Source organism: Plantibacter lichenum (assembly GCF_050587525.1).
Taxonomy (GTDB): domain Bacteria; phylum Actinomycetota; class Actinomycetes; order Actinomycetales; family Microbacteriaceae; genus Plantibacter.
Genome location: NZ_JBOBFT010000003.1, coordinates 25583 through 47348, shown reverse-complemented (window position 1 = coordinate 47348; position 21766 = coordinate 25583). Strand labels below are relative to the sequence as shown.

Annotated in this window: 17 protein-coding genes; 6 read left to right on the top strand and 11 right to left on the bottom strand. The window is 68.9% G+C overall.

Annotation, left to right across the window (positions count from 1 at the left end; genetic code table 11):
- Window positions 1-62 precede the first annotated feature (62 nt).
- Window positions 63-1175: a tRNA 2-thiouridine(34) synthase MnmA gene (gene mnmA, locus ACQ3HB_RS05535; RefSeq protein WP_430918504.1), complete on the bottom strand. Its 1113-nt coding sequence runs from the start codon at window positions 1173-1175 to the stop codon at window positions 63-65.
- A 63-nt stretch (window positions 1176-1238) separates the two neighbouring features.
- Window positions 1239-2462: a cysteine desulfurase family protein gene (locus tag ACQ3HB_RS05530; RefSeq protein ID WP_430918502.1), complete on the bottom strand. Its 1224-nt coding sequence runs from the start codon at window positions 2460-2462 to the stop codon at window positions 1239-1241.
- A gap of 77 nt (window positions 2463-2539) precedes the next feature.
- On the opposite strand from ACQ3HB_RS05530, the gene glgX reads away from it, so the two are divergent.
- A complete protein-coding gene (glgX, locus tag ACQ3HB_RS05525) occupies window positions 2540-4582 on the top strand; it encodes a glycogen debranching protein GlgX (RefSeq protein ID WP_430918500.1) in 2043 nt (680 codons plus the stop codon).
- A 2-nt stretch (window positions 4583-4584) separates the two neighbouring features.
- Complete coding sequence (gene ybaK / locus ACQ3HB_RS05520; RefSeq protein ID WP_430918498.1) at window positions 4585-5091, top strand: Cys-tRNA(Pro) deacylase; 507 nt, start codon at window positions 4585-4587, stop codon at window positions 5089-5091.
- Window positions 5092-5185: 94 nt separating this feature from the next.
- Here ybaK and ACQ3HB_RS05515 read toward each other — a convergent pair whose 3' ends face one another.
- A complete protein-coding gene (locus ACQ3HB_RS05515; protein WP_430918496.1) occupies window positions 5186-6121 on the bottom strand; it encodes a saccharopine dehydrogenase family protein in 936 nt (311 codons plus the stop codon).
- Window positions 6122-6192: 71 nt separating this feature from the next.
- Here ACQ3HB_RS05515 and ACQ3HB_RS05510 point away from each other — a divergent pair, with 71 nt between their 5' ends.
- Window positions 6193-6855 (top strand): TetR/AcrR family transcriptional regulator, encoded by a 663-nt coding sequence (locus ACQ3HB_RS05510; RefSeq protein ID WP_430918493.1) that lies wholly within the window; start codon window positions 6193-6195, stop codon window positions 6853-6855.
- Window positions 6856-6874: 19 nt separating this feature from the next.
- On the opposite strand, the gene glgP is transcribed toward ACQ3HB_RS05510, so the two are convergent.
- Window positions 6875-9448, bottom strand: coding sequence for an alpha-glucan family phosphorylase (gene glgP, locus ACQ3HB_RS05505; protein WP_430918491.1), 2574 nt, complete (start codon window positions 9446-9448; stop codon window positions 6875-6877).
- A gap of 189 nt (window positions 9449-9637) precedes the next feature.
- Here glgP and ACQ3HB_RS05500 point away from each other — a divergent pair, with 189 nt between their 5' ends.
- The gene (locus tag ACQ3HB_RS05500) at window positions 9638-11671 is read left to right on the top strand and encodes a maltotransferase domain-containing protein (protein ID WP_430918489.1); all 2034 of its coding nucleotides are present in this window, start codon (window positions 9638-9640) and stop codon (window positions 11669-11671) included.
- A 119-nt stretch (window positions 11672-11790) separates the two neighbouring features.
- Entirely contained in the window at window positions 11791-13992 is a 2202-nt protein-coding gene (gene glgB / locus ACQ3HB_RS05495; protein ID WP_430918908.1) for a 1,4-alpha-glucan branching protein GlgB, read from the top strand.
- Window positions 13993-14115: 123 nt separating this feature from the next.
- Here glgB and ACQ3HB_RS05490 read toward each other — a convergent pair whose 3' ends face one another.
- Both ACQ3HB_RS05490 and ACQ3HB_RS05485 read right to left on the bottom strand, forming a co-directional pair.
- On the bottom strand, window positions 14116-15123 hold the full coding sequence (locus tag ACQ3HB_RS05490) for a tetratricopeptide repeat protein (RefSeq protein WP_430918487.1): 1008 nt from the start codon (window positions 15121-15123) through the stop codon (window positions 14116-14118).
- A complete protein-coding gene (locus ACQ3HB_RS05485) occupies window positions 15120-16988 on the bottom strand; it encodes a DUF8094 domain-containing protein (RefSeq protein WP_430918486.1) in 1869 nt (622 codons plus the stop codon). Before ACQ3HB_RS05485 ends, ACQ3HB_RS05490 begins: the two co-directional genes overlap by 4 nt.
- Window positions 16989-17177: 189 nt before the next feature.
- Between ACQ3HB_RS05485 and ACQ3HB_RS05480 the strand changes: the two genes are divergently transcribed.
- Window positions 17178-18224: an AI-2E family transporter gene (locus tag ACQ3HB_RS05480; RefSeq protein ID WP_430918484.1), complete on the top strand. Its 1047-nt coding sequence runs from the start codon at window positions 17178-17180 to the stop codon at window positions 18222-18224.
- Between the two features lie 9 nt (window positions 18225-18233).
- On the opposite strand, the gene ACQ3HB_RS05475 is transcribed toward ACQ3HB_RS05480, so the two are convergent.
- The 5 genes from ACQ3HB_RS05475 to ACQ3HB_RS05455 form a co-directional block, all read right to left on the bottom strand.
- Window positions 18234-18959 (bottom strand): alpha/beta hydrolase, encoded by a 726-nt coding sequence (locus ACQ3HB_RS05475; protein ID WP_430918482.1) that lies wholly within the window; start codon window positions 18957-18959, stop codon window positions 18234-18236.
- Window positions 18960-18975: 16 nt separating this feature from the next.
- Entirely contained in the window at window positions 18976-19281 is a 306-nt protein-coding gene (locus ACQ3HB_RS05470; protein WP_430918480.1) for a hypothetical protein, read from the bottom strand.
- A gap of 60 nt (window positions 19282-19341) precedes the next feature.
- On the bottom strand, window positions 19342-20007 hold the full coding sequence (locus ACQ3HB_RS05465; protein ID WP_430918478.1) for an aggregation-promoting factor C-terminal-like domain-containing protein: 666 nt from the start codon (window positions 20005-20007) through the stop codon (window positions 19342-19344).
- Between the two features lie 75 nt (window positions 20008-20082).
- Window positions 20083-20634 carry a DivIVA domain-containing protein gene (locus tag ACQ3HB_RS05460; protein WP_430918476.1) on the bottom strand — a complete coding sequence of 184 codons (552 nt, stop codon included), beginning with the start codon at window positions 20632-20634 and terminating at the stop codon, window positions 20083-20085.
- Window positions 20635-20689: 55 nt separating this feature from the next.
- Window positions 20690-21724 (bottom strand): phosphatidate cytidylyltransferase, encoded by a 1035-nt coding sequence (locus tag ACQ3HB_RS05455; protein ID WP_430918474.1) that lies wholly within the window; start codon window positions 21722-21724, stop codon window positions 20690-20692.
- Window positions 21725-21766: the final 42 nt, after the last annotated feature.

The following is a 21766-nucleotide window of genomic DNA, read 5'->3' as shown; positions in this document are numbered from 1 at the left end:
AGACATGAGAACGGCCACCGCCTCGGCGGTGGCCGTTTCTCCGTGTCGTGGCTTGGACGGCGTCAGCCGATGGCCGACACCGGAACCGCGCTCACCGTGCGATCGATCGTGAACTGACCGAGCACGCGCGTACCGAGATAGAGGACCGCGGTCTGGCCGGGAGCAACGCCGTCGAGCGGCTCGGCAGGCCGAACCATGATCTCACCGTCGACGAGGACGGCGACCGCGGGCACGGGATCCGAGTGGGCCCGGATCTGCACGTCGCAGTCGAAGGGCGCCTCGGGGTCTTCCGGCGCACGGCCGGCCCAGGTGTAGCGGCCTCCGCCGATCTCACCGATGGCGAGCGCCTCCTTGGGACCGACGACGACTGTGTTGTCCTTCGGTCGTACTTCGAGCACGAAGCGCGGACGGCCGTCCGGGGCAGGGACCCCGAGGTGGAGGCCCTTGCGCTGACCGACCGTGAACGCGTGCGCGCCCTCGTGAGAACCGACGACGGCTCCGTCGCGATCGAGCACTTGACCGGTCTCGGTGCCGACGCGCTCCCCCAGCCACCCGCGGGTGTCGCCGTCGGGGATGAAGCAGATGTCGTGGCTGTCCGGCTTGTTGGCGACGGTGAAGCCTCGCTCTGCGGCCTCCGCACGCACTTCGGCCTTGGACGGCGTCGCGCCGAGCGGGAACATCGAGTGGGCGAGCTGCTCGGCCGTGAGGACGCCGAGGACGTAGGACTGGTCCTTGGCCCAGGCGCTCGCGCGATGGAGTTCGCGATGGCCGTCCTCGGTCGTCACGATGCTCGCGTAGTGGCCCGTCACGACAGCGTCGAACCCGAGGTCGATGGCCTTCTCCAGGAGCGCCGCGAACTTGATCTTCTCGTTGCAGCGCATGCACGGGTTGGGCGTGCGGCCCGCGCGGTACTCGTTGACGAAGTCGTCGACGACGTCGAGCTTGAACCGCTCGGAGAAGTCCCACACGTAGTACGGGATGCCGATGAGGTTGGCCGCCCGTTGCGCGTCCATCGAGTCCTCGATCGTGCAGCAGCCGCGGCTGCCGGTGCGGAGCGTGCCGGGCATCCGGCTGAGCGCGAGGTGCACGCCGACCACGTCGTGGCCCGCGTCGACGGCCCGCGCTGCTGCCACTGCGGAGTCGACTCCACCACTCATTGCTGCCAAGACCTTCATCCGACAAGTCTACGCGCCGGATCCCGTGGGTCGACCGCCGCCGGTCGTGCCCCGGATGAGGCCCTAGGGACGGGAGCCGAGGGCCGTCGTGCGATCCGCGTAGCCGGCCTTCGCCGCGTTCGCGTACGCCGCCGGAAGCGCGGCGAGGAACGCATCGACGTCCGACTCGGTCGTCGTCCGTCCGAGCGTGATCCGGAGCGCCGCCCGAGCATCGTCCTCCGACCGCCCCATGGCGAGGAGGACGTGGGAAGGCTCCGGGATGCCCGCCTGGCACGCAGAGCCCGTCGACACGGCGACTCCGGCCATGTCGAGCAGGAACAGGAGGGAGTCCCCCTGGGCGCCGGGGAAGACGAAGTGGGCGTTCATCGAGAGCCGTTCGACGGGGTCGCCGCTGAGCTCGGCCGCCGGCACCCGATCGCGCACACCGGCGATGAGACGATCCCGCAGCGTCGAGAGCCTCGCCTGCTCGAGCATGCGTTCCGCCTCCGCCGCCCGCGCGGCGACCGCGAACGACACGGCCGCAGCGACGTCCTGCGTGCCGGAGCGCAGGCCGCGCTGCTGCCCGCCGCCGTGCTGCAGGGGCTCGAGGGTGGCGGAACGGCTCACGACGAGGCCGCCGATGCCCACTGGCCCGCCGATCTTGTGCGCGGAGACGCTCAGGGCGACGAGACCGGCCTGACCTGCAGCGCCGGATGCGGCCCGGATCCCCTCGATGTCGATGGGGAGGTGTCCGTAGGCGGAGACGGCGTCGAGGTGGAACGGGACGCCGTGGCGCGCGGCGATGGTGGCGACCTCCGCGGCGGGCTGCACGGTGCCGACCTCGTTGTTGGCCCACAGCATCGATGCGACGGACACGTCGTCCTCCGCTGCAGCGAGCGCCGCGTCGAAGGCTGCGGTGTCGATACGCCCGCGCGAGTCGATCGCGATCCATGCGGGGTTCGCGCCCTCGTGGCGTTGCAGCCATTCGATCGTGTCCATCGTCGCGTGGTGTTCACCGAAGGGCGCCGCGATCGTCGTCCTCGCCCGTTCCTCCTGCCGTTTCCAGTGGAGGCCCTTGATCGCGAGGTTGATCGATTCGGTCCCGCCCGAGGTGAAGACGAGTTCGATGGGGTCGCAGCCGAGCGTGGCGGCGACGGTCTCGCGGGCTTCCTCGAGCATGCGTCTGGCCTGCTGGCCGGGCCCATGGATGGACGCCGGGTTGCCGACGACGGCCATCGCTTCGGCGTAGGCCGCGATCGCTTCCGGCCGCATGGGCGTCGTCGCCGCGTGATCGAGGTAGACGGACACGGCGCACCTCCTGCATGCTCGACGGTCGGGATCGCGGAGGCACTGAGGCACCTCGCTCACTCACTACTCTAGAACGCATGACTGCCGGTGATCCCCTGCTCGACCTCGGTGTGCGCCTCGGCCCCTCCGGAGGTGAGCTCCGGGTGTGGTCGGAGCACGCCGACGGGATGGAACTCGTCATCTTCGACGACAAGGATCCGAACTGGATCACTCGCACGGTTCCCCTCGAACGGGACGCGCACGGGGTCTGGAGCGGGCGCTCACGCAGTCTCATCCGCGGCCGTCGGTATGCGGTGCGCTCATCCGGTCCGGTCGGCCCGAAGAACGTCTTCAACCCGCAGAGCCTCCTCCTCGACCCCTACGCACGCGGACTCGTCCGTGTGGCCGCCGAACAGTGGCGGTCCTATGTCGTCGATGACGCGTTCGACTGGGCGGGGGCGCGGAAGCCGCAAGTGCCGCTCGACAGGACGGTGATCTACGAGGCGCACGTGAAAGGCCTCACTCGACTGCACCCCGGGGTCCCGGAGGATCTCCGCGGCAGCTACGCGGGGCTCGCCCACCCGGCGATGATCGAGCACCTGCACTCGCTCGGCGTCACGAGCGTCGAACTCCTCCCCGTGCACGCGTTCACCTCCGAACAGCGCCTCATCAAGCAGGGCCTCACCAACTACTGGGGCTACAACACCCTCGGCTTCTTCAGCCCGCACTCCGCCTACGCGACGAAAGCGGCGCAGGCCGCCGGCCCCGACGCCGTGCTGCGCGAGTTCAAGGGCATGGTCAAGCTCCTCCACGAGGCCGGGCTCGAGGTCATCCTCGACGTCGTCTACAACCACACCGCCGAGGAGGGCCTCGGCGGACCGCGATCGAGCTTCCGCGGCATCGACAACGCGAGCTACTACCGTCAGGACGACACCGGCGCATACATCGACGTCACTGGCTGCGGCAACACCGTCGACTTCTCGAACCCGACCGCGCAGCGCCTCGTGCTCGACTCGCTCCGCTACTGGGCGAACGACGTGCAGGTGGACGGCTTCCGCTTCGACCTCGCTGCCACGCTCGGGCGCGACGAGCATGTCGAATACACGCGCGACCACCCGCTCCTGAACGGCATCCTCACCGACCCGGCGCTCGCGGACGTCAAGATGATCGCGGAACCGTGGGACGTCGGGATGGGCGGCTGGCAGACCGGCAACTTCCCGGACGGCTGGCACGAGTGGAACGACCGCTACCGCGACCGCGTGCGGAACTTCTGGCTGTCGGACATCGACTACGCGCGGCGGGCGGAGGCGCCCGTCGGCATCGGCGGGTTCGCGACGCGTCTGGCGGGCTCGAGCAACACCTTCTCCGCCGAGCGCGGCCCGCTCGCCTCGGTCAACTTCATCACCGCGCACGACGGCTTCACCCTCGCCGACCTCGTGTCGTACGACGTCAAGCACAACGTCGGCAACGGCGAGTCGAACCGCGACGGCACCGACAACAACCGTTCGTTCAATCACGGCGCCGAGGGACCCACGAGCGATGAGCGGGTCCTCGCCGCGAGGCGCAAGGCGATGCGCAACCTCCTCGGCACGCTGCTGCTGTCCTCCGGGATGCCGATGCTCACGGCGGGGGACGAGTTCGGACGCAGCCAGCGCGGCAACAACAACGCCTACTGCCACGACTCGGAGCTCACATGGGTCGGCTGGCAGCACGAACCGTGGCAGGAGGCACTACAGGCGCACACCACGCGGCTCCTCGAGTTGCGTCGAACGAATCCCGCGCTTCGACCGAGCCGATTCGCGACCCTCGGCGAGACGACGCCGAGCGCGAGCGTCATGGACTGGTTCGACGCCGGCGGCGAGACGATGAGCACCGCCGACTGGACGAGCCCGCGCAACCGCACGCTCCAGTTCTTCTCCGCGAGCACCCCGGAGACGGAGCAACCGAACCGGATCCTCCTCATCGTGCACGGCGTCGAGTCCGGCGTCGACGTGACCCTCCCCGTGCAGCGGGGCGTGGAGCGCTACGTCCGCGTCTGGAACAGCGCCGACGAACGGCCCGCGGTCGAGGAGGAGACCTTCGCGCCGGGCGACGTCGTCCCCGTCTCCCCCACGTCGATGCAACTCTTCCGGGCGGTGTGACGGTGGCCAGGAAACGGGCGGATGGCGGGACGCCGTCGGTCGGAGGGACGCCGGCCACCGTCGCGCTGACCGAATTCGGCATCGCGTTCACGGCACATCCGTACGTGCACGACCCGTCCGCTGCGAGCTTCGGGCTCGAAGCGGCGACAGCGCTCGGCGTGGAACCGGAGCGCGTCTTCAAGACCCTGCTCGCAGACGTCGACGGCTCCCTCGTGGTCGGCATCGTCCCGGTCGCCGGTCAGCTCGACCTGAAAGCGCTCGCCCATGCCGCCGGCGGGAAACGCGCGTCGATGGCGGACCCGTCGGTCGCCGAGCGGAAGACCGGCTACGTGGTGGGCGGGATCAGCCCGATCGGGCAGAAGACGGCACTGCGGACGTTCGTCGACGAGACCGCGTCCCTCTGGGAGAGCGTCTTCGTCTCCGGGGGCCGTCGAGGCTTCGACATCGAATTGGCTCCGGCGGACCTGCTCCGCGCGACTGCCGGCGTCTCCGCGGACATCGCCCGCTGAACCGCACCTCGGTCACTGAACCGCACCCCGGTCACTGAGCCTGTCGAAGTGCAGTCACTGAGCCACACCCCGGTCACTGAGCCTGCCGAAGTGCTCAGGACTCCCCGAACACGATCCCGTTCACCTCGGCCACCCGCGCCACCGCATCGAGCGTGACCGCATCCTGCACCTGGTGCACGCCGGCGGGCAGCGACGCCGCCAACCGAGCAGCGAGCGCGGCGACGAGGCCGGTCGCCTCGGACTGCCCGCGACCGACGGCCCACGCCCGCTCGCCGGAGGACGCTTCGGCGATGACCACCCATCGGTCCCCGCCCGGCAGTTGCACGGCGGGCAGACGGCCCGCGCCGGGGACCCGGGTGAGCAGCGCGAGCAGCGCCGTGCTCGCCGCGTCGTCGGTCCCGAACGAGGTCCGGACCGGCCGCCCGAGTTCTCGGGTGAGCGTGTGTTGATCGGCGAAGTCCGTGCGGAGCAGACGACGGCGACGACCGTCGGGCAGCGTGAACCGACGTCCCCGAGAGAAGTTGCGGATCGAGTCGCCCGTAGCCGGGTCGTCGAACGACCGCCCCAGCAGTCCGTACGTCCACGCAGTCGCGGCCGGACCGTGGGCATCGGCCGCCCCGAGGACGATTCCGACGTCGAGCGCACCCGTCGAGCGACGCGCCACCGAGTGCGCCAGGAGGTTCGTCAGACCGGGGGCCAGGCCGACTCCGAGCACGATCGCCGAGTGCGGATCGAGCGCCGCGAGCGCGTCGAGGTACCCGGATGTCGCGCTGATCTCGATGAACGCCGCGCGGGCGTCGGTCGACACCGCGGCGAGCGCGACGTCCTCCCGACCAGAGGCGTTCACCACGACGTCCACCCGGCCGGCCGCAGCCTCGAGTGCTGCGAGTCCCGGCTCGTCCAGGTCGATGACGACGTCCGCGCGTCGTTCGTCGCGTCCCGCGCTTCGCGCATCGACTCCGCGCTCCCGCAGCCTGGCCACCACCGCTGCACCGACCGCACCGTATCCACCGAGCACGAGCACCGACATGCCACTCCCTTCGATCACTATTTATAGTGACACCCTAAAAACTCTATCTGTAGTGCCACTATAGTCAGTGCATGGCAGGAGACCTCCCCGAACCGTCACGGAAGACGCCAGAGACGCCCAGGACCGACGGCCGACGCGCGCGCGCCGACCGGACCCGGGCAAGCATCCTCACCGCAGCGGCCTCGCTCTTCATCGACACCGGATACTCCTCGACCTCGATGTCCGCCATCGCCGCCCGCGCGGGCGTCAGCGAGCAGAGCGTCTACTACTCCTTCGGCACCAAGCGCGAGATCCTCGCCAGGGCACTCGACACCGCTGCTGCAGGAGACGATGCGGATGTGCGGATCGCGGACCGGCCGTGGGTGAAGCATGCCCTCGCCGCTGCGAGCGCGGTCGACCAGCTCACGAGACAGGTGTCCGGTGCGGCAGCGATCCTCTCCCGGACCGCCGGCCTCCTCGACGTCGTCCGCGGAGCGGTCCGGACGGAGCCTGAGATCGCGGAACTGTGGAACACGAGCCTCGCGCAACGCCGACTGACGCAGCTCGTCTTCAGCCGGGCGCTCGATCGGCGTGGCGCACTGCATCCGGACCTCACCGCGTCACGCGCTGCGGACATCGCGCTCTCGGCGACGAGCCCCGAGAGCTACCTGCTCCTCACACGCGAGCGGGGCATGAGCGTCGCCGAGTGGGAGCGATGGACGACGCGGATGCTCGCGGGTGCACTCCTGGCCTGAGCACTCAGGACACGAGCATTCAGGCGCTCGCCACAGCGATCAGCCCCAGTTCCGCCGGACCGATGAGCAGCTCGTGCTGCGGCACCACCCGGACGGTGTAGCCGAAGCCTCCCGCGCGGTCGAGCACGATCGACCCCTCGTACTCGAGCGCGTCCTCCGGGCTTCCGGTCGAGTTCGACTGCCGCCAGACGAGCGGCTGCGTGCGCACCTGTGTGAGCTCCCCTCCCGGCTCGGAAACGCCGGACACCACTTCGACGGAGACGTCGGCCGGCGTCAGCTGCCCGAGCTGCACGTACGCGCGCAGACGGAGGACATCGCCCACCTGCGGCACCTCGTCGACGCCGCCGCTCTCGACGTGCACAACGGCGACCTGCGGCCAGGCCGCACGCACGCGGGCCTTGTAAGACGCGAGGTCGCGGGCGGCGGAGGCGTCGGACGCCGTGAGCGTCGCTTCCATCGCGCCTGCAGGCACATACATCCGCTCGACGTACTCGCGCACCATCCGGTCCGCGCTGAGCGGCGCGGAGAGCGTCGTGATCGTGTGCCGGACACGGCGCATCCATCTGGTCGGCATCCCCGACTCGTCGCGATCGTAGAAGCGCGGAGCGAGCTGGTGCTCGAGCATCTCGTAGAGCGCGCCCGCTTCGAGATCATCGCGCTCGTCGTCGTTCGCGGCGCCGTCGGCGGTCGGGATCGCCCAGCCGTTCTCGCCGTCGGAGAACTCGTCCCACCAGCCGTCGAGGATCGACAGGTTGAGCGCGCCGTTGAGCGCCGCCTTCATGCCGGAGGTGCCGCACGCCTCGAGCGGGCGCAGCGGGTTGTTGAGCCACACGTCGCAGCCCGGGTACAGGTTCTTCGCCATCCCGATGCCGTAGTCGGGCAGGAAGACCATCCTGGTCCGCAGCTCGGGATCCTGGCTGAACTGGACGAGTTGCTGGATGAGCCGCTTGCCCTCGTCGTCGGCCGGGTGCGATTTGCCGGCGACGACGATCTGGATGGGCCGATCCGGGTCCAGGAGGAGGCGACGGAGCCGCTCGGGGTCACGCAGCATCAGCGTCAGACGCTTGTACGTCGGCACCCGTCTGGCGAACCCGATCGTCAGGACGTCCGGGTCGAGGAGCTCGTTGATCCACGGCGGAATGACCGCGGTGGGGTTCTCGGCGCGCAACCGACCCGCGACCCGACGCCGGACGTCCTCGACGAGTTGCGCACGCATGCGGCGGCGCAGCGCCCACAGCGCGTGGTCGGAGAGCGCCGGCGAAGCCCAGTCGGCGTTCGTCGTGTCCGGAGTGCCGAGGGTCGATGCGGCGAGGTCGACGAGCGAGGACGCCGTCCAGGTGGGTGCGTGCACGCCGTTCGTGACCGAGGTGATCGGGATGTCCGCGACGTCGAAGCCCGGCCACAGCCCTTTGAACATCTCCCGGCTGACCGCGCCGTGCAGTTTGCTCACCCCGTTGGCGCGCTGAGCGAGACGGAGGCCCATCATCGCCATGTTGAAGACGTCGCCGGAGCCGCCGTTCGCCTGCTCGTCACCGAGGGCGAGGACGTCGCCGGTGCCGACGCCGGGCAGGAGGTCCCCCGTGAAGTAGCGCTCGATGAGCGCGCGGTCGAAGCGGTCGATGCCGGCCGGCACTGGCGTGTGCGTCGTGAAGACCGTCCCGGCCCGGACGACCTGCACTGCCTCCTCGAAGCTCAGCCCGATGCCGATCAGGTCGCTGATCCGCTCGAGGCCGAGGAAGCCCGCGTGGCCCTCGTTCGTGTGGAAGACCTGCGGGACGGGCTGATCGTGGAGTTCGGCCCAGCGCTTGATCGCCCGGACGCCGCCGATGCCGAGCAGCAGTTCCTGCAGCAGACGGTGCTCCCCCGAGCCGCCGTACAAGCGGTCGGTGACGAACCGGAGGCCGTCGGCGTTCTCCGGGATGTCCGTGTCGAGCAGGAGCAAGGGGACACGACCGACATCGGCGATCCACACCCGCGCGTTGAGCGTGCGGTCGTCCGGGAGCGCGAGCGTCACAGTGACGGCGGTCCCGTCCGGCTCGCGGAGGACCGTGAGGGGCAGGCCGTCCGGGTCCTGAACGGGATATGTCTCCTGCTGCCAACCGTCCGGGGTCAGGGACTGTGCGAAGTACCCGGAGCGGTACAGGAGGCCGACTCCGACGAGCGGAACGCCGAGATCGGATGCGCTCTTCAGGTGGTCGCCGGCGAGGATCCCGAGGCCGCCGGAGTACTGGGGCAAGGCCGATGCGATGCCGAACTCGGGCGAGAAGTACGCGATGGAGGCCGGTTTCGGGTCGGGGAGGCTCTGGTACCAGCGCGGTTCGCGAACGTACTCGCGCAGGTCCTCGCGCAACGCACGGGCACGTTCGACGAAGCCGTCGTCCGCTGCGAGCTCCGCCAACCGCTCCGGCGTGACGAGGCCGAGGCCGCTGATCGGATCGTGGTCGGTCTCCCGCCACACCTCGGGCTCGATCTCCGCGAAGAGGCGCTGCGTGGGTTCGTGCCACGACCAGCGGAGATTGGCGGCCAACTCGGCGAGCGGCGTGAGCTGCTCGGGGATGACAGCACGAACGGTAAACCTGCGGATGGCCTTCACGCGCTCAGCCTAAGCCAGGTGGGGAACGTGCACCCAAACCGGACGTGTCGAGCGTCTGTCCCCGGGAAGTCCCGTACCGGCGCATGACAGATGATGAACACTCGCGCAAGGTCTCCCCGCGCGTCTCGGCACGACCGGACGATTCGCGGTACGGTCGGACGAGTGGCACCGAAGGAGATGGATCGCACCATGCCGAAGTCAGCACCGCAGCCCGATTCCGTCACGCGCGAGCCCGTCCGGCCGCGCATCGGACGGATACCGATCCTCGACCCGTCGCCGGCCGTGGACGGTGGTCGTTGGCCGGCGAAGGCGTTCGTCGGTGAGGTCGTGCCGTTCGGCGCGACCGCATTCCGCGAGGGTCACGACGTCATCGGCGCCCAGGTGCTCCTGACCGACCCTCGGGGTCGAGAGACCGCCCATCCCCTCGCACCCGGCGCTGCGGGCACCGACCGCTTCGAGACCGTCGTCCGCCTCGACGAGGAGGGCACGTGGACGTACCGCATCCGCGCGTACGCCGACGAACTCGCCACCTGGGTCCACAACGCCGAGGTCAAGATCCCCGCCGGCATCGACGTCGAGCTCATGTACCTCATCGGCGCGGAACTGCTTGAGGCGGCCTCCGTCGAGAAGGCCAGGCCCGTACGGGACCGCCGCCATCTCGCCGCGCTCGCCGCTGTGCTCCGCAACCCCGCCGACCCGTCCAGATTCGACGCGGTGACCGATGCGCGACTCCACGAGATCGGTGTCCAGTCGCCGTTCGCGGGGCTCGCGAGCGAGACGGATCCCCTCACCGTGCGGGTGGAGCGCGAACGCGCCGGCGTGGGATCCTGGTACGAATTCTTCCCCCGCTCGGAGGGTGCGAAGCGCAACGCCGACGGTTCGTGGACATCCGGCACCTTCCGCACCGCCGCGAAGCGTCTGCCGGCCGTGGCGGCCATGGGCTTCGACGTCGTCTACCTGCCCCCGATCCATCCCATCGGGCACGCGTTCCGCAAGGGCCCGAACAACACGCTGAACCCGGGACCGCACGATCCCGGCTCGCCGTGGGCCATCGGTTCTGTCGAGGGCGGCCACGACACGATCCACCCGGAGCTCGGCACGGTCAAGGACTTCACGTACTTCCTCGGTCAGGCCCGGAAGAACCGCCTCGAGATCGCGATCGACCTCGCCCTGCAGGCGTCGCCCGACCACCCGTGGGTCACCGAGCACCCCGAATGGTTCACGACCCTGCCGGACGGCACGATCGCGTACGCCGAGAACCCGCCGAAGAAGTACCAGGACATCTATCCCGTCAACTTCGACAACGATCCGGAGGGCATCCGCGCAGAGGTCCTCCGGATCGTCCGCTACTGGATGGGCCTCGGCGTCCGCATCTTCCGCGTCGACAACCCCCACACGAAACCACTCGACTTCTGGGAGTGGCTGATCGGCACGATCAACGCGGAAGACCCCGGTGTCGTCTTCCTCGCCGAGGCGTTCACCCGCCCGGCCCTGCTCCGCGCACTCGGGAAGGTCGGCTTCCAGCAGAGCTACACCTACTTCACGTGGCGGAACACGAAGGAGGAGCTTCAGGAGTTCATCACCGAGCTCGCGACCGAGACGGCGGACTACCTCCGCCCGAACCTCTTCGTGAACACGCCGGACATCCTCACCGAGTACCTGCAGTTCGGCGGCCAGGCGGCGTTCAAGACGCGCGCAGCGCTCGCAGCGACCGCTGCGCCGACGTGGGGCGTGTACGCCGGATTCGAGCTCTACGAGAACGTTGCACGCCCGGGCGCGGAAGAGAACATCGACAACGAGAAGTACGAGTACAAGCCACGCGAGTGGGAGCAGGCGGAAGCGGCCGGCGCATCGCTCGCCCCCTACCTCACGCTGCTCAACACGATCAGGCGCGAGCACCCGGCCCTGCGGCAGTTGCGGAACGCGCGCTTCCACTGGAGCGACGACGACAGCATCGTCGTCTACAGCAAGCACCTCGACGCACGGTTCACGGGCACGGGCGAAGCGGACATCGTGCTCGTCATCGCGAACCTCGACCCCCACTCCGTGCGTCAGACCATGGTGCACCTCGACCAGAGCCTCTTCGGTTCCGTCCCGGGCGCCTCGCTCGACGTCACCGATCTCGTCACCGGCCAGACCTGGCAGTGGGCGGACAGCAACTTCGTCCGCCTGGACGCGTTCATCGAGCCCGTGCACATCCTGAACGTGAGGATCCGCCCGTGACACCCGACAAGGAGCCCACCGTGACGAACGAGACGCCCGGCAGCACAGCGCCGAACGCGAGCCGCAGCAGCGCTGCCGAGGTGAAGCCGAGCGGTCGACGCGCCGGAGCACCGGCTCCGGTGCACGATGAGATCACCCTCCCGACGATCAGCGACGACGTCCTCGACGCCGTCGCGGCCGGCAGCTACTACAACCCGCACGCCGTCCTCGGGCAGCACCTCGTCGCCATCGGCGGCGTCAGCGATCCGCTCGTCGTCATCCGGACGAGGCGCCCCCTCGCCGAGCAGGTCGTCGCGGTCCTCCCCACGGGCGCCCGCGTGGAGCTCGCGCACGTGCGCGGCGGGATCTGGCAGGGATTCCACGTCGCGGGCATCGGTGACTACGAGATCGAGGCGCGCTACGGCGACGGCTCCGAGTGGACCGCCGACGACCCGTACCGCTACCTCCCGTCCCTCGGAGAACTCGATCTGCACCTCATCGGCGAGGGGCGTCACGAGCAGCTGTGGGACGCGCTCGGCTCGCACGTCATCGAACACGCGGGTGTGCTCGGACGGACCTCCGGCACGGCCTTCGCCGTCTGGGCGCCGCACGCCCGTGCCGTGCGCGTCATCGGCGACTTCAACTCCTGGGACGGCGCCGCCCACGCCATGCGCAACATGGGCAGCACCGGGGTGTGGGAGCTCTTCGTCCCCGGCCTCGGTGAGGGCCAGCTCTACAAGTACGAGCTGCTCGGCCAGGACGGGAACTGGGTGCGGAAATCCGACCCCATGGCCCGGTTCACGGAGGTGCCGCCGGCGACGGCGTCCGTCACGGGCGTCAGCCGCTACGAGTGGACCGATGCCGCGTGGCTCGAACACCGAGCGGCTTCCGACCCGCACAACGGCCCCATGAGCGTCTACGAGCTCCACGTCGGCTCCTGGCGGCCCGGACTCGGCTACCGCGAGCTCGCCGACCAGCTCATCGACTACATCGTCGAGCTCGGCTACACGCACGTCGAATTCATGCCCCTCGCCGAACACCCGTTCGGCGGGTCCTGGGGCTACCAGGTCACCGGCTACTACGCTCCGACGAGCCGTTTCGGCCACGCCGACGACCTCAAGTACCTCATCGATCGACTGCACAACGCCGGCATCGGCGTCCTCCTCGACTGGGTGCCCGGCCACTTCCCCAAGGACGACTGGGCGCTCGCGAACTTCGACGGTCAGCCGTTGTACGAGCACGCGGACCCCCGACGCGGCGAGCAGAAGGACTGGGGCACCCTCGTCTTCGACTTCGGACAGCCGCAGGTGCGCAACTTCCTCGTCGCCAACGCGCTGTACTGGCTCGAGGAGTTCCATGTCGACGGCCTGCGCGTCGACGCCGTCGCCTCGATGCTCTATCTCGACTACTCCCGAGAGGAGGGCGAGTGGCTGCCGAATCAGTTCGGCGGGCGCGAGAACCTCGAAGCGATCAGTCTCCTGCAGGAGACCAACGCGACCGCGTACAAGCGCAACCCCGGCATCGTCATGATCGCCGAGGAGTCGACGAGCTGGGGCGGTGTCACAGCGCCGACGAGCGCAGGCGGACTCGGGTTCGGCCTCAAGTGGAACATGGGCTGGATGCACGACTCGCTCGAGTACATCCAGCACGACCCGCTGTACCGCTCCCACCACCACGGTGAGATCACGTTCTCGTTCCTGTACACGCACAGCGAGAACTTCCTGCTCCCGATCAGCCACGACGAGGTCGTGCACGGCAAGGGATCGCTGCTCGCGAAGATGCCGGGCGATCACTGGCAACAGCTCGCGAACGTGCGCGCCTACCTCGCCTTCATGTGGGCGCACCCGGGCAAGCAGCTGCTCTTCATGGGGCAGGAGTTCGGGCAGCCGTCTGAGTGGTCGGAGGAGCGCGGCCTCGACTGGTGGATCCTGGATCAGCCGAGCCACCGCGCGCTCCTCACGCTCGTCACGAGGCTCAACACGCTCTACAAGGAACTCCCGGCGCTCTGGGAGCGCGACCACGAGCCCGGCGGCTTCGAGTGGCTGGACGGCGGCGACTCGCGCAACAGCGTCGTCTCGTTCCTGCGCTTGGATCGCGACGGCGGGGTGATCGCAGCGCTCGTCAACTTCTCGGGTGCACCGGTCGGTCCGTATCGGGTCGGGCTCCCCCACGCGGGTCGGTGGGAGGAGCTGCTCAACACGGACGCCGTGGAGTACGGAGGATCCGGCGTCGGCAACTACGGGTCGGTCCTCGCGGACGACACCCCGTGGGCTGGTCGGCCTGCGTCGGCGGAGCTCACGCTGCCGCCGCTCGGCATGCTCTGGCTCCGCTACGCGGGGTAGGCGGACCACCGGTCACTGAGCCGGACCCGGTCACTGAGCCGGCCCCGGTCACTGAGCCGGCCCCGGTCACTGAGCCGGCCCCGGTCACTGAGCTTGTCGAAGTGCAGTGACCGGACGTCGGCGTCAGTACAGCAACCCCGTCAGCCGGGCACGAGCACGCCCGACGCGCGGGTCGGTCGCCCCGACCACGAGGAACAGTTCGAGCAGACGCCCGCGGACGAGGTCCTTGCCGGCCTGGTCGAGGCCGGGGAACAGCTCGAGGAGACGGTCGAACGCGTCGTCGATGTGCCCACCGGACAGGTCGAGGTCGGCGACGAGCAGCTGCGCTTCGAGGTCGTCCGGCGCAGCCGCGGCTCCCCCGCGGATCTGATCGAGCGACTTGCCGGAGAGCCGGTGCAGCAGGTTCACCTGAGCGAGTCCGGCAGCGGCCATGTCGTCGTTGGGGTTCTGCGCGATCGCGGTCGTGTAGGCCTGGATGGCAGCCGGGTAGTCGCCGCGTTCAATCGCGTCGTACGCCTCGGCGTGCAGCGGCGGCAGGGGCTGTTCCTCCGGCGCTGCGGGGACCGCAGCGGCTTCGGCGCCGTCCGCGAGGACGGCACGGCCGGAGACGCCGTTCTGAGCGGACAGTTCGAGCAGCTGCTCGATGACGTCGCGCACCTGGTTCTCGGGGATGGCGCCGGTGAACATCGGGACCGGACGACCCGCGACGACCGCGACGACCATCGGGATCGACTGCGCCTGGAACGCCTGCGACAACTGCGGGTTCGCGTCGACGTCGACCTTCGCGAGCACGAATCGTCCTGCGTATTCGGCGGTCAGTCGTTCGAGGACGGGCGAGAGCTGCTTGCACGGCCCGCACCATTCTGCCCACAGGTCGATGACGACGGGGACGACCGTCGAGAGCTCGACGACCTCGCCGAACGCGTCATCGGTCGCGTCGAAGACGAAGGACGGGACGGGGACGGTCACGCCCTCGGTCGACCCGACGGGCTCCCCGGGAGCGACCTGGCCGGCGCCTGGGGCTCCTGCTGGAGTCGCGGCCGCGGGCGGAGGGGATGCGTGACGACGCGCGAGCCCCGACAGGTCGACGGCGCCGCGCAGGTGCGCTGCGCTCGGCTCGACGCCGCTCACGGGAGCTCCGCCGCACTGACGAGGGACTGGGTGAATCCGAGCAAAGTGATCTTCTCTCCAGAGTTGACGCCGGGAACGTAGAACAGGAGCTGGTCGCTGTAGGCGGCCTCCGTGCCCTTGGCACTCTCGGTCACACCGGACAGGGCAGCGACAGCACCCGACGGTTTCACGGTAGCACCGGCCGTCACGACCTTGACCACCTCGCCCTCGCTCACATTGACCGCGACGATCGCACCGGAGTCGTTCGTCGCGAGCGCGACGTTCGGGCCTGTGCCTGCTTTCGCGCTGAAGTCGATCGTCGCCGTCTCGGGCAGACCGGCCTTCTTCTTCTCGCGGTCGGCGGCGATCTGCGTACGGAACACGTCGCCGTCGGCGTTGAACAGCCCGGCCGATGCGCTCGCGTCGCCGTTCGTGAGGATGTCGGCGTATGCGGCCGCGACCTCGCCCGGGGGCAGCACGAGCAGCTTGGAATCCGGCTTGACAGCCGTCGCGCCGATCGTCGCGGGGGCGACGTTCTCGAGCCGAGCGCCCTCGAGAAGCTTCTCGGCGTAGACCACCTGATAGTTGGCGCGGGCGTTCTCCTGCGTCATCACGAGGACGGTGGGCGGGACGGTGTCATTCGTCTTGTCCTGGATGACCGTCATGACCGTGCGAGGCCATTCCTCGGTCGCCTGCGGCAGCGTGAGCGTGACGGGCGATGCGGGGATGAGGGTCGCACCCGCGTAGTCCGCGATCTTGCCGCGGATCGTGTAGTTGGCTTTCCGCTCCTCGAGCGCAGGGCCGGTGAAGCGCACTTCCGCCTTCGCCGGGTCGAGTGCGGCATCGGCTTCGGCGGCGCTGGTCGAGATCCGCGAGACGATGCGCTCGGCCTGCGGCACGGTCACGACCGGTGCCGCGAAGTCCTTGTCGGCGTCGGCCGGCAGGTTCGTCGCGGTGACAGTGGGCGTGGCGGACGGCTGACCGATCGAAGGCCAGTAGTCCTGGGAGCAGCCGCTCAGCGCGACGGAGGCGACGAGGACGACCGGAACGGTGACGACCCAGGAACGACGCATGTTCTTCCTGCCCTTCGGTGCTGCCCCGAGTTCCTTGTCCGGTCGGTACTTCGGGGTCTTCGGCATCTTGGCCAGGCCCTTGCCCGGTCCTCCCGTGATGCCCTTCCGACGGGGTCCGCGCGATCGCCGCATGCGGTTGATCCCGGAGAGATAGAGGACGATACCGGCGATCAGGACGATGATGCCGCCCGCGATGAGCGGTCCGGCCCAGGGCGTGGCGTTGTCGAGCGGCCAAGCGAGACGGATCGACTCGGGTGCGGGCTTGGTGCCGTCGGTCGCGATGAGGACGTCGACGTCCTTCGGCAGGTTCACGGTGGCGATGACGGCGCCGGCCTCGTCGTACTCGCCGAGCCACAGATCCGACCCGCGGGGGTTGGGGCTCGCGCCGGTCTTCGGCGTGGTCGTGTCGGTCGCGTCGCCGCCCGTTGCGGCGTCACCGGTCGACGCGTCGCCGTTGGAGGCGTCGGGGCTCGGCGTGGCAGTCGGCTCGACGGTCTTGCTCGTGAGCTTCGTCTTCGTCTTGTCGACAGACACGGTCGTGTAGCTCTGGTCGCCCAACCACGCCGCGACATCGGCCTCACGGCCGTAGCTGAGGAACACCTGTTCCTTACCGGTCGCGTTGGCGACGATGGACTGCGCACCCGGGAACGACTGCAGGACGTTGCCCGGGATGACGATGTACTTGTCGCCGCTGTCCACCGAGAGCTCCATGCTCAGGGTGCCCGGCTTCAGGAACACCGTGCGTTGCGCGATACCCGTCACGATCATGACAGCGGCCACCACGAACGCCGCGATAGCTAGAACGAATCGCACGAAATAATCTCCTTCAGCGCCGGATCCGGCGCATTTCGCCAGCTGCCGTGCTCGAATCGGCAAGTGACACAGATGGTTCAGGATAGTGGATGACACTGGGAGCCACCTAGGCGAGGCCTGGACGACACCTGGCGCGACCCAGTCGCGGAGCGCCTCTATGATTGTCCAGACGTCGCAAGGGGGAACCGGTTGAAGATCCAGAACGCCTTCCGCGTGGGTTTGATCGGCACGCTCGGAGTCGGCCTCGGCGTGCTGATCCTGACCTCGGTCGTCGCGCTCTCCACGATCCTCACCTACGTGGGCGCGGCGCTCTTCATCGCTCTCGGCCTCGACCCGTTCGTCTCTTGGCTGGAGAAGCGGAACCTGCCCAGGTGGGCTGCCCTCCTCATCACCGTCGTCCTCGTGCTCGGGGTGTTCGTCGGACTGGTGTTCGCCGTCGTCCCGGCGATCGTCTCGCAGACGAGCGCCCTCATCGCCCGTGTCCCCACGCTCCTGGAGGACGTCGGCCGCCTCGAGTGGCTCGAAGCGTTGAAGCACCAGTTCCCGGCGCTCCCGCTCGACGACATGCTGCTCGAGATCGGCAAGTTCTTCAGCGACCCGAAGACGATCGCCGCGATCACCGGTGGTGTCCTGCAGGCAGGCGTCGCCATCGCGAACGGCTTCTTCGGGGCGCTCATCGTCCTCATCCTGACGCTCTACTTCACGGCGTCGCTCGGTTCGATCAAGCGCGGGATGTACCAGCTCATCCCGGCGTCGAAGCGCGAACGGTTCGCCGACCTGAGCGAACAGATCACGAGTTCCGTCGGTCGCTACGTCATCGGGCAGGTGACGCTCGCCGCGTGCAACGGCATCCTGAGCTTCATCTTCCTGTCGATCATCAACGGCCCCTTCCCCGCAGTCCTCGCGTGCGTCGCGTTCTTCTTCTCGCTCATCCCCCTCGTCGGCAGCCTGACGGGCTCGATCCTCATCGTGCTCATCTGCCTCGGCCTGGGCTCGCCGATCACGGCGCTCGTCGCGGGCATCTACTACCTCGTGTACATGCAGGTCGAGGCTTACGTGCTGAGCCCGAACATCATGAAGCGGGCCGTGCAGGTCCCCGGCGCGCTCGTCGTCATCGCCGCCCTCGCGGGTGGATCACTCCTCGGCCTCCTGGGCGCGCTCGTCGCGATCCCCGCGGCCGCCGCGGCGCTGCTGATCGTCAAACAGGTCGTCATCCCGAGGCAGAACGAGCTCTAGCGGGAGACGCTACGCAGCGGGCCAGACCGTCGGCAGAGGCAGAGCGTCCGGCGCGATGGCCGCAACGATCTCCGTGAGGACGCGCTTGGTCTGGTTCTCCCCCACCCACAGGTGCTTGCCGCCCTCCACGGGCACGAGCACGGCGTTCGGCACGGCGGCGAACCGCTGTGCGGCCTCCTCCGGACGCAGGTAGTCGTCGAACTCGGGAATGAGGGCCACAAGCGGGCGACTCTCCCCCGCCCACGCCGCGAGTTCCTCATCGGAGGTACGGTGCAGCGGCGGCGACAGCAGGATGACGCCCTCCGCCTCCGTCGCTCGGCCGTACTTCAGCGCCAGCTCCGTCCCGAAGGACCAGCCGACCAGCCATGGGTGCGGCAGACCTCGTTCGCGGACGAACGCCATGGCTGCCTCGACATCGGCCCGCTCGGCGACGCCGCCGTCGAACGCGCCGTCGCTCGTCCCGCGAGGCGATGTGGTGCCGCGGGTGTTGAAGCGCAGGACGGCGATGCCGGCCAACTGCGGCAGGCGGGCGGCCGCCTTCCGGAGGATGTGCGAGTCCATGAACCCGCCCGCCGTCGGCAGCGGGTGGAGGGCGACGATCGTCGCGGTGATCACGCCGTCGACGGGTGTCGCGAGTTCACCGACGAGCGTGAGACCGTCCGCCGTGTGCAGCTCGATGTCTTCACGGACGACGGGGAGCTCGACGCCCCCGCGGATCTCGATCGATTCCGTCATGGGTGTCGTGGTCCTCTCACCGGATGCGCCAGCAGTGCGTGTGCCAATGGCGTCTGGCCGCGATGTCCGCGGCATCCCCCATCACGCCGTCCGCCCGCCAAGCGACGAGGTGTGCGACGCCCGGAGAGACCGTCTGTCCGCAACCCGGGCAGAGGTAGTCCTTCTGCGCGCTCGCGCCAGAGACGGGCTGCACGTACCATTCACCGTCGCGGTGCTGCTCGGTTCGCTTCCACCCCGCCATCAGGTGGCTGAGGTCCGAAGCGTCCTCGTCCTGTCGTTGTGCCTGACCCGGACGGGGTCGGTGGCGATGGTGACGGGGCATGGGTCAAGTCTAAGCACAGCGGACGAACGACGAGCGTTCAGTGACGCGGAGCGCCTGCGCTCAATACCAGCCGTTGGACTCCGAGTGCGCCCAGGCGCCGCACGGCGTGCTGTAGCGACCCGTGATGTAGCCGAGACCCCACGTGATCTGAGTGGCCGGGTTGGTCGCCCAGTCCGCACCGGCGGAGGCCATCTTGCTGCCGGGAAGCGCCTGCGGGATGCCTGTCGCGCCGGAGCTCGCGTTGTACGCGTAGACGTTCCAACCGGACTCGCGGTTCCAGAGGGAGACGAGACAGCTGTACTCGTCGTCTCCCCAGCCGTAGGACGCCATCATGCTGTACGCGACCGCCTGAGCGGTTCCGGGATCCGGGACGCCTGCCGCGGGTGCTTTGCCGCTCGACGAGCTCGATCCTGTGGCCGCAGGAGCGGCGGGGACGGGCGGGGGCGGCGGTGCGACGACTTCGTAGCCGTCACGGGAGATCGTGTACTGGAAGTTGTCGCTCGCGACGACGGACTGCGCCTCGTTGCCGCCGAACTGCGTTTGGGTCTGCACGTACGCCGTGGCGTTCACGCCGTTGGCGGGAGCGACCATCGCGACGGCCACGAAACCGAACGCTGCGGTGGCGGCGAAGACGCCGAGGACTGCTTTGCCCCTGGAACGGGGACGACGGTACCGCTGAACGGCCGATCCAGAAGGCTTTCTGGGGGACGGTTCAAACGGTGTCAAGTCGGTAGAGTTCTGAGCCACGATTCATCGATAGTAGCTGAGTACCCCTGATCAGGCGAGTCTGAACGCTGAAATTCAGCGAACCGCCAGCATCACGTCGACCACGCTGTCGAGCACGGCGTCGACCTGCGACTCGCGATATCCGGCCCACTGGTTGCGGAAAACGGCGGTTCTGACACGATCGACGCTGAGCGGTTTGCCGTCGTGGAAGTACGCGACGAGGCGGTCGGCCATCGCGTCGACGTCCTTCCGGCTGTAGCCGCGTGAGAGGAAGCTGACGCGCGCGAAGCGCTGTCCCTCCGGACGCGTGAGCCGGTTCAGGATGACCTGAGCCGTGCCGCGCGCATCGTGCAGCCATTCCTTGGCGCCGATCTCATCGACCATGCGCTCCCGCTCGCGCAAGGAGAACGCGTCCTCGAGTCGTTCGAGCGCCGCATCGACGTGCTCAGTGCTGTAGCCGCCCCGGCGGAGCCCGAAGGCGACGTGACGGATGTCCTCCGCACGCAGCAGCGGAGCGCTGCCGGTGTCCTGGCTGTAGGCCTCCCTGGCACGCTGGAGGAACTCGTCGACCTCGGTGGGGTCGTAGCCACGCTTCGAACGCTTGGAAGTGGGGAACGTCGTACTCACGCGACCATTCTCCCCCATCACGGGCGGTGAGGGCGAAACCCGACGGGTGACGAGGTCAGGAGAAAATGAGGTAGACGACGTACGCGATGACCGCGGACGGCAGGATCGAGTCCAGTCGGTCGAGGAATCCGCCGTGGCCCGGAAGCCAGGAACTCATGTCCTTGACACCGATGTCACGCTTGATGAGCGACTCCGCGAGGTCGCCGACGGTCGCACTCCCGAGCAGGAGGAGGCCGAGGATCACGCCGACCCACCACGGCGTCTGCAGCATGAAGATCGCAAGGAGCACACCGGCGACGACCGAGACCACTGCGGCTCCGGCGAAGCCCTCCCACGTCTTGTTGGGGCTGATGACCGGGGCCATCTTGTGCTTGCCGAACGACAGGCCGCTCGCGTACGCACCCACGTCGACGCAGATCACGATCACGAGGAACGCAAGCGTCCACCACTCACCCCGCGGCTCGGAGACGAGCAGCACGGCGAACGACGCCAGGAACGGCACGTACACCTGGATGAGCGTGCCTGATGCGATGTCCCGCACGAGCGTCGGCAGATCGGTGCGGCGGCTGGACGCCGCCTGTTCGGCGACTCGCCAGAGCGCGACGAGGAGGATGCCGCCGAGGACCACGAGCCAGCGGGAGGCGTCGTGGAGGAAGAACGCGGCCGGCTGCATCGCCACGGCCGAGATGACCGTCGGGATGGGCGGCACGCGCCGACCGGTCTGCTCGAACGCCTTGCGGAGTTCGAGCGACGCGAACGCAACGACGATCGCCGCGAGGAGCACGAAGATCACCTTGAAGATGATGAGGCTCACGAGCATGATCCCGCCGGCGGCGACGCCGATGACGATCGCCATGAGCAGGTTGCGGCCGACGCGGGCCTCGATGCGTTCGTTCGTCGCATCGAACTGCGCCTTGGTCGCATGGACCTGGCGCTCGATGTCGGCCCGCGTCGACTCCACCTGCTGCTCGAACTTGGCGCGACGGTCCTTCAGCTGCGACCGGATCTCCTCCGGGGCGAGCTTGCCGTGGTGCTTGCCACCGGTGACCGGCGGTTCACCCGTCGGCCCCGATGTCTCCTCGTCTCCCACGTGTTCCTCCCGCGGATGCGCCGTGCTCAGACTTCGAGCTGC

Coding starts and splice junctions, on each gene's coding strand:
- glgX (WP_430918500.1), top strand. CDS start 2,540: ATGACTGCCGGTGATCCCCTGCTCGACCTCGGTGTGCGCCTCGGCCCC.
- ACQ3HB_RS05475 (WP_430918482.1), bottom strand. CDS start 18,959: ATGACGGAATCGATCGAGATCCGCGGGGGCGTCGAGCTCCCCGTCGTC.
- ACQ3HB_RS05515 (WP_430918496.1), bottom strand. CDS start 6,121: ATGTCGGTGCTCGTGCTCGGTGGATACGGTGCGGTCGGTGCAGCGGTG.
- mnmA (WP_430918504.1), bottom strand. CDS start 1,175: ATGAAGGTCTTGGCAGCAATGAGTGGTGGAGTCGACTCCGCAGTGGCA.
- ACQ3HB_RS05470 (WP_430918480.1), bottom strand. CDS start 19,281: ATGCCCCGTCACCATCGCCACCGACCCCGTCCGGGTCAGGCACAACGA.
- ACQ3HB_RS05500 (WP_430918489.1), top strand. CDS start 9,638: ATGCCGAAGTCAGCACCGCAGCCCGATTCCGTCACGCGCGAGCCCGTC.
- ACQ3HB_RS05510 (WP_430918493.1), top strand. CDS start 6,193: ATGGCAGGAGACCTCCCCGAACCGTCACGGAAGACGCCAGAGACGCCC.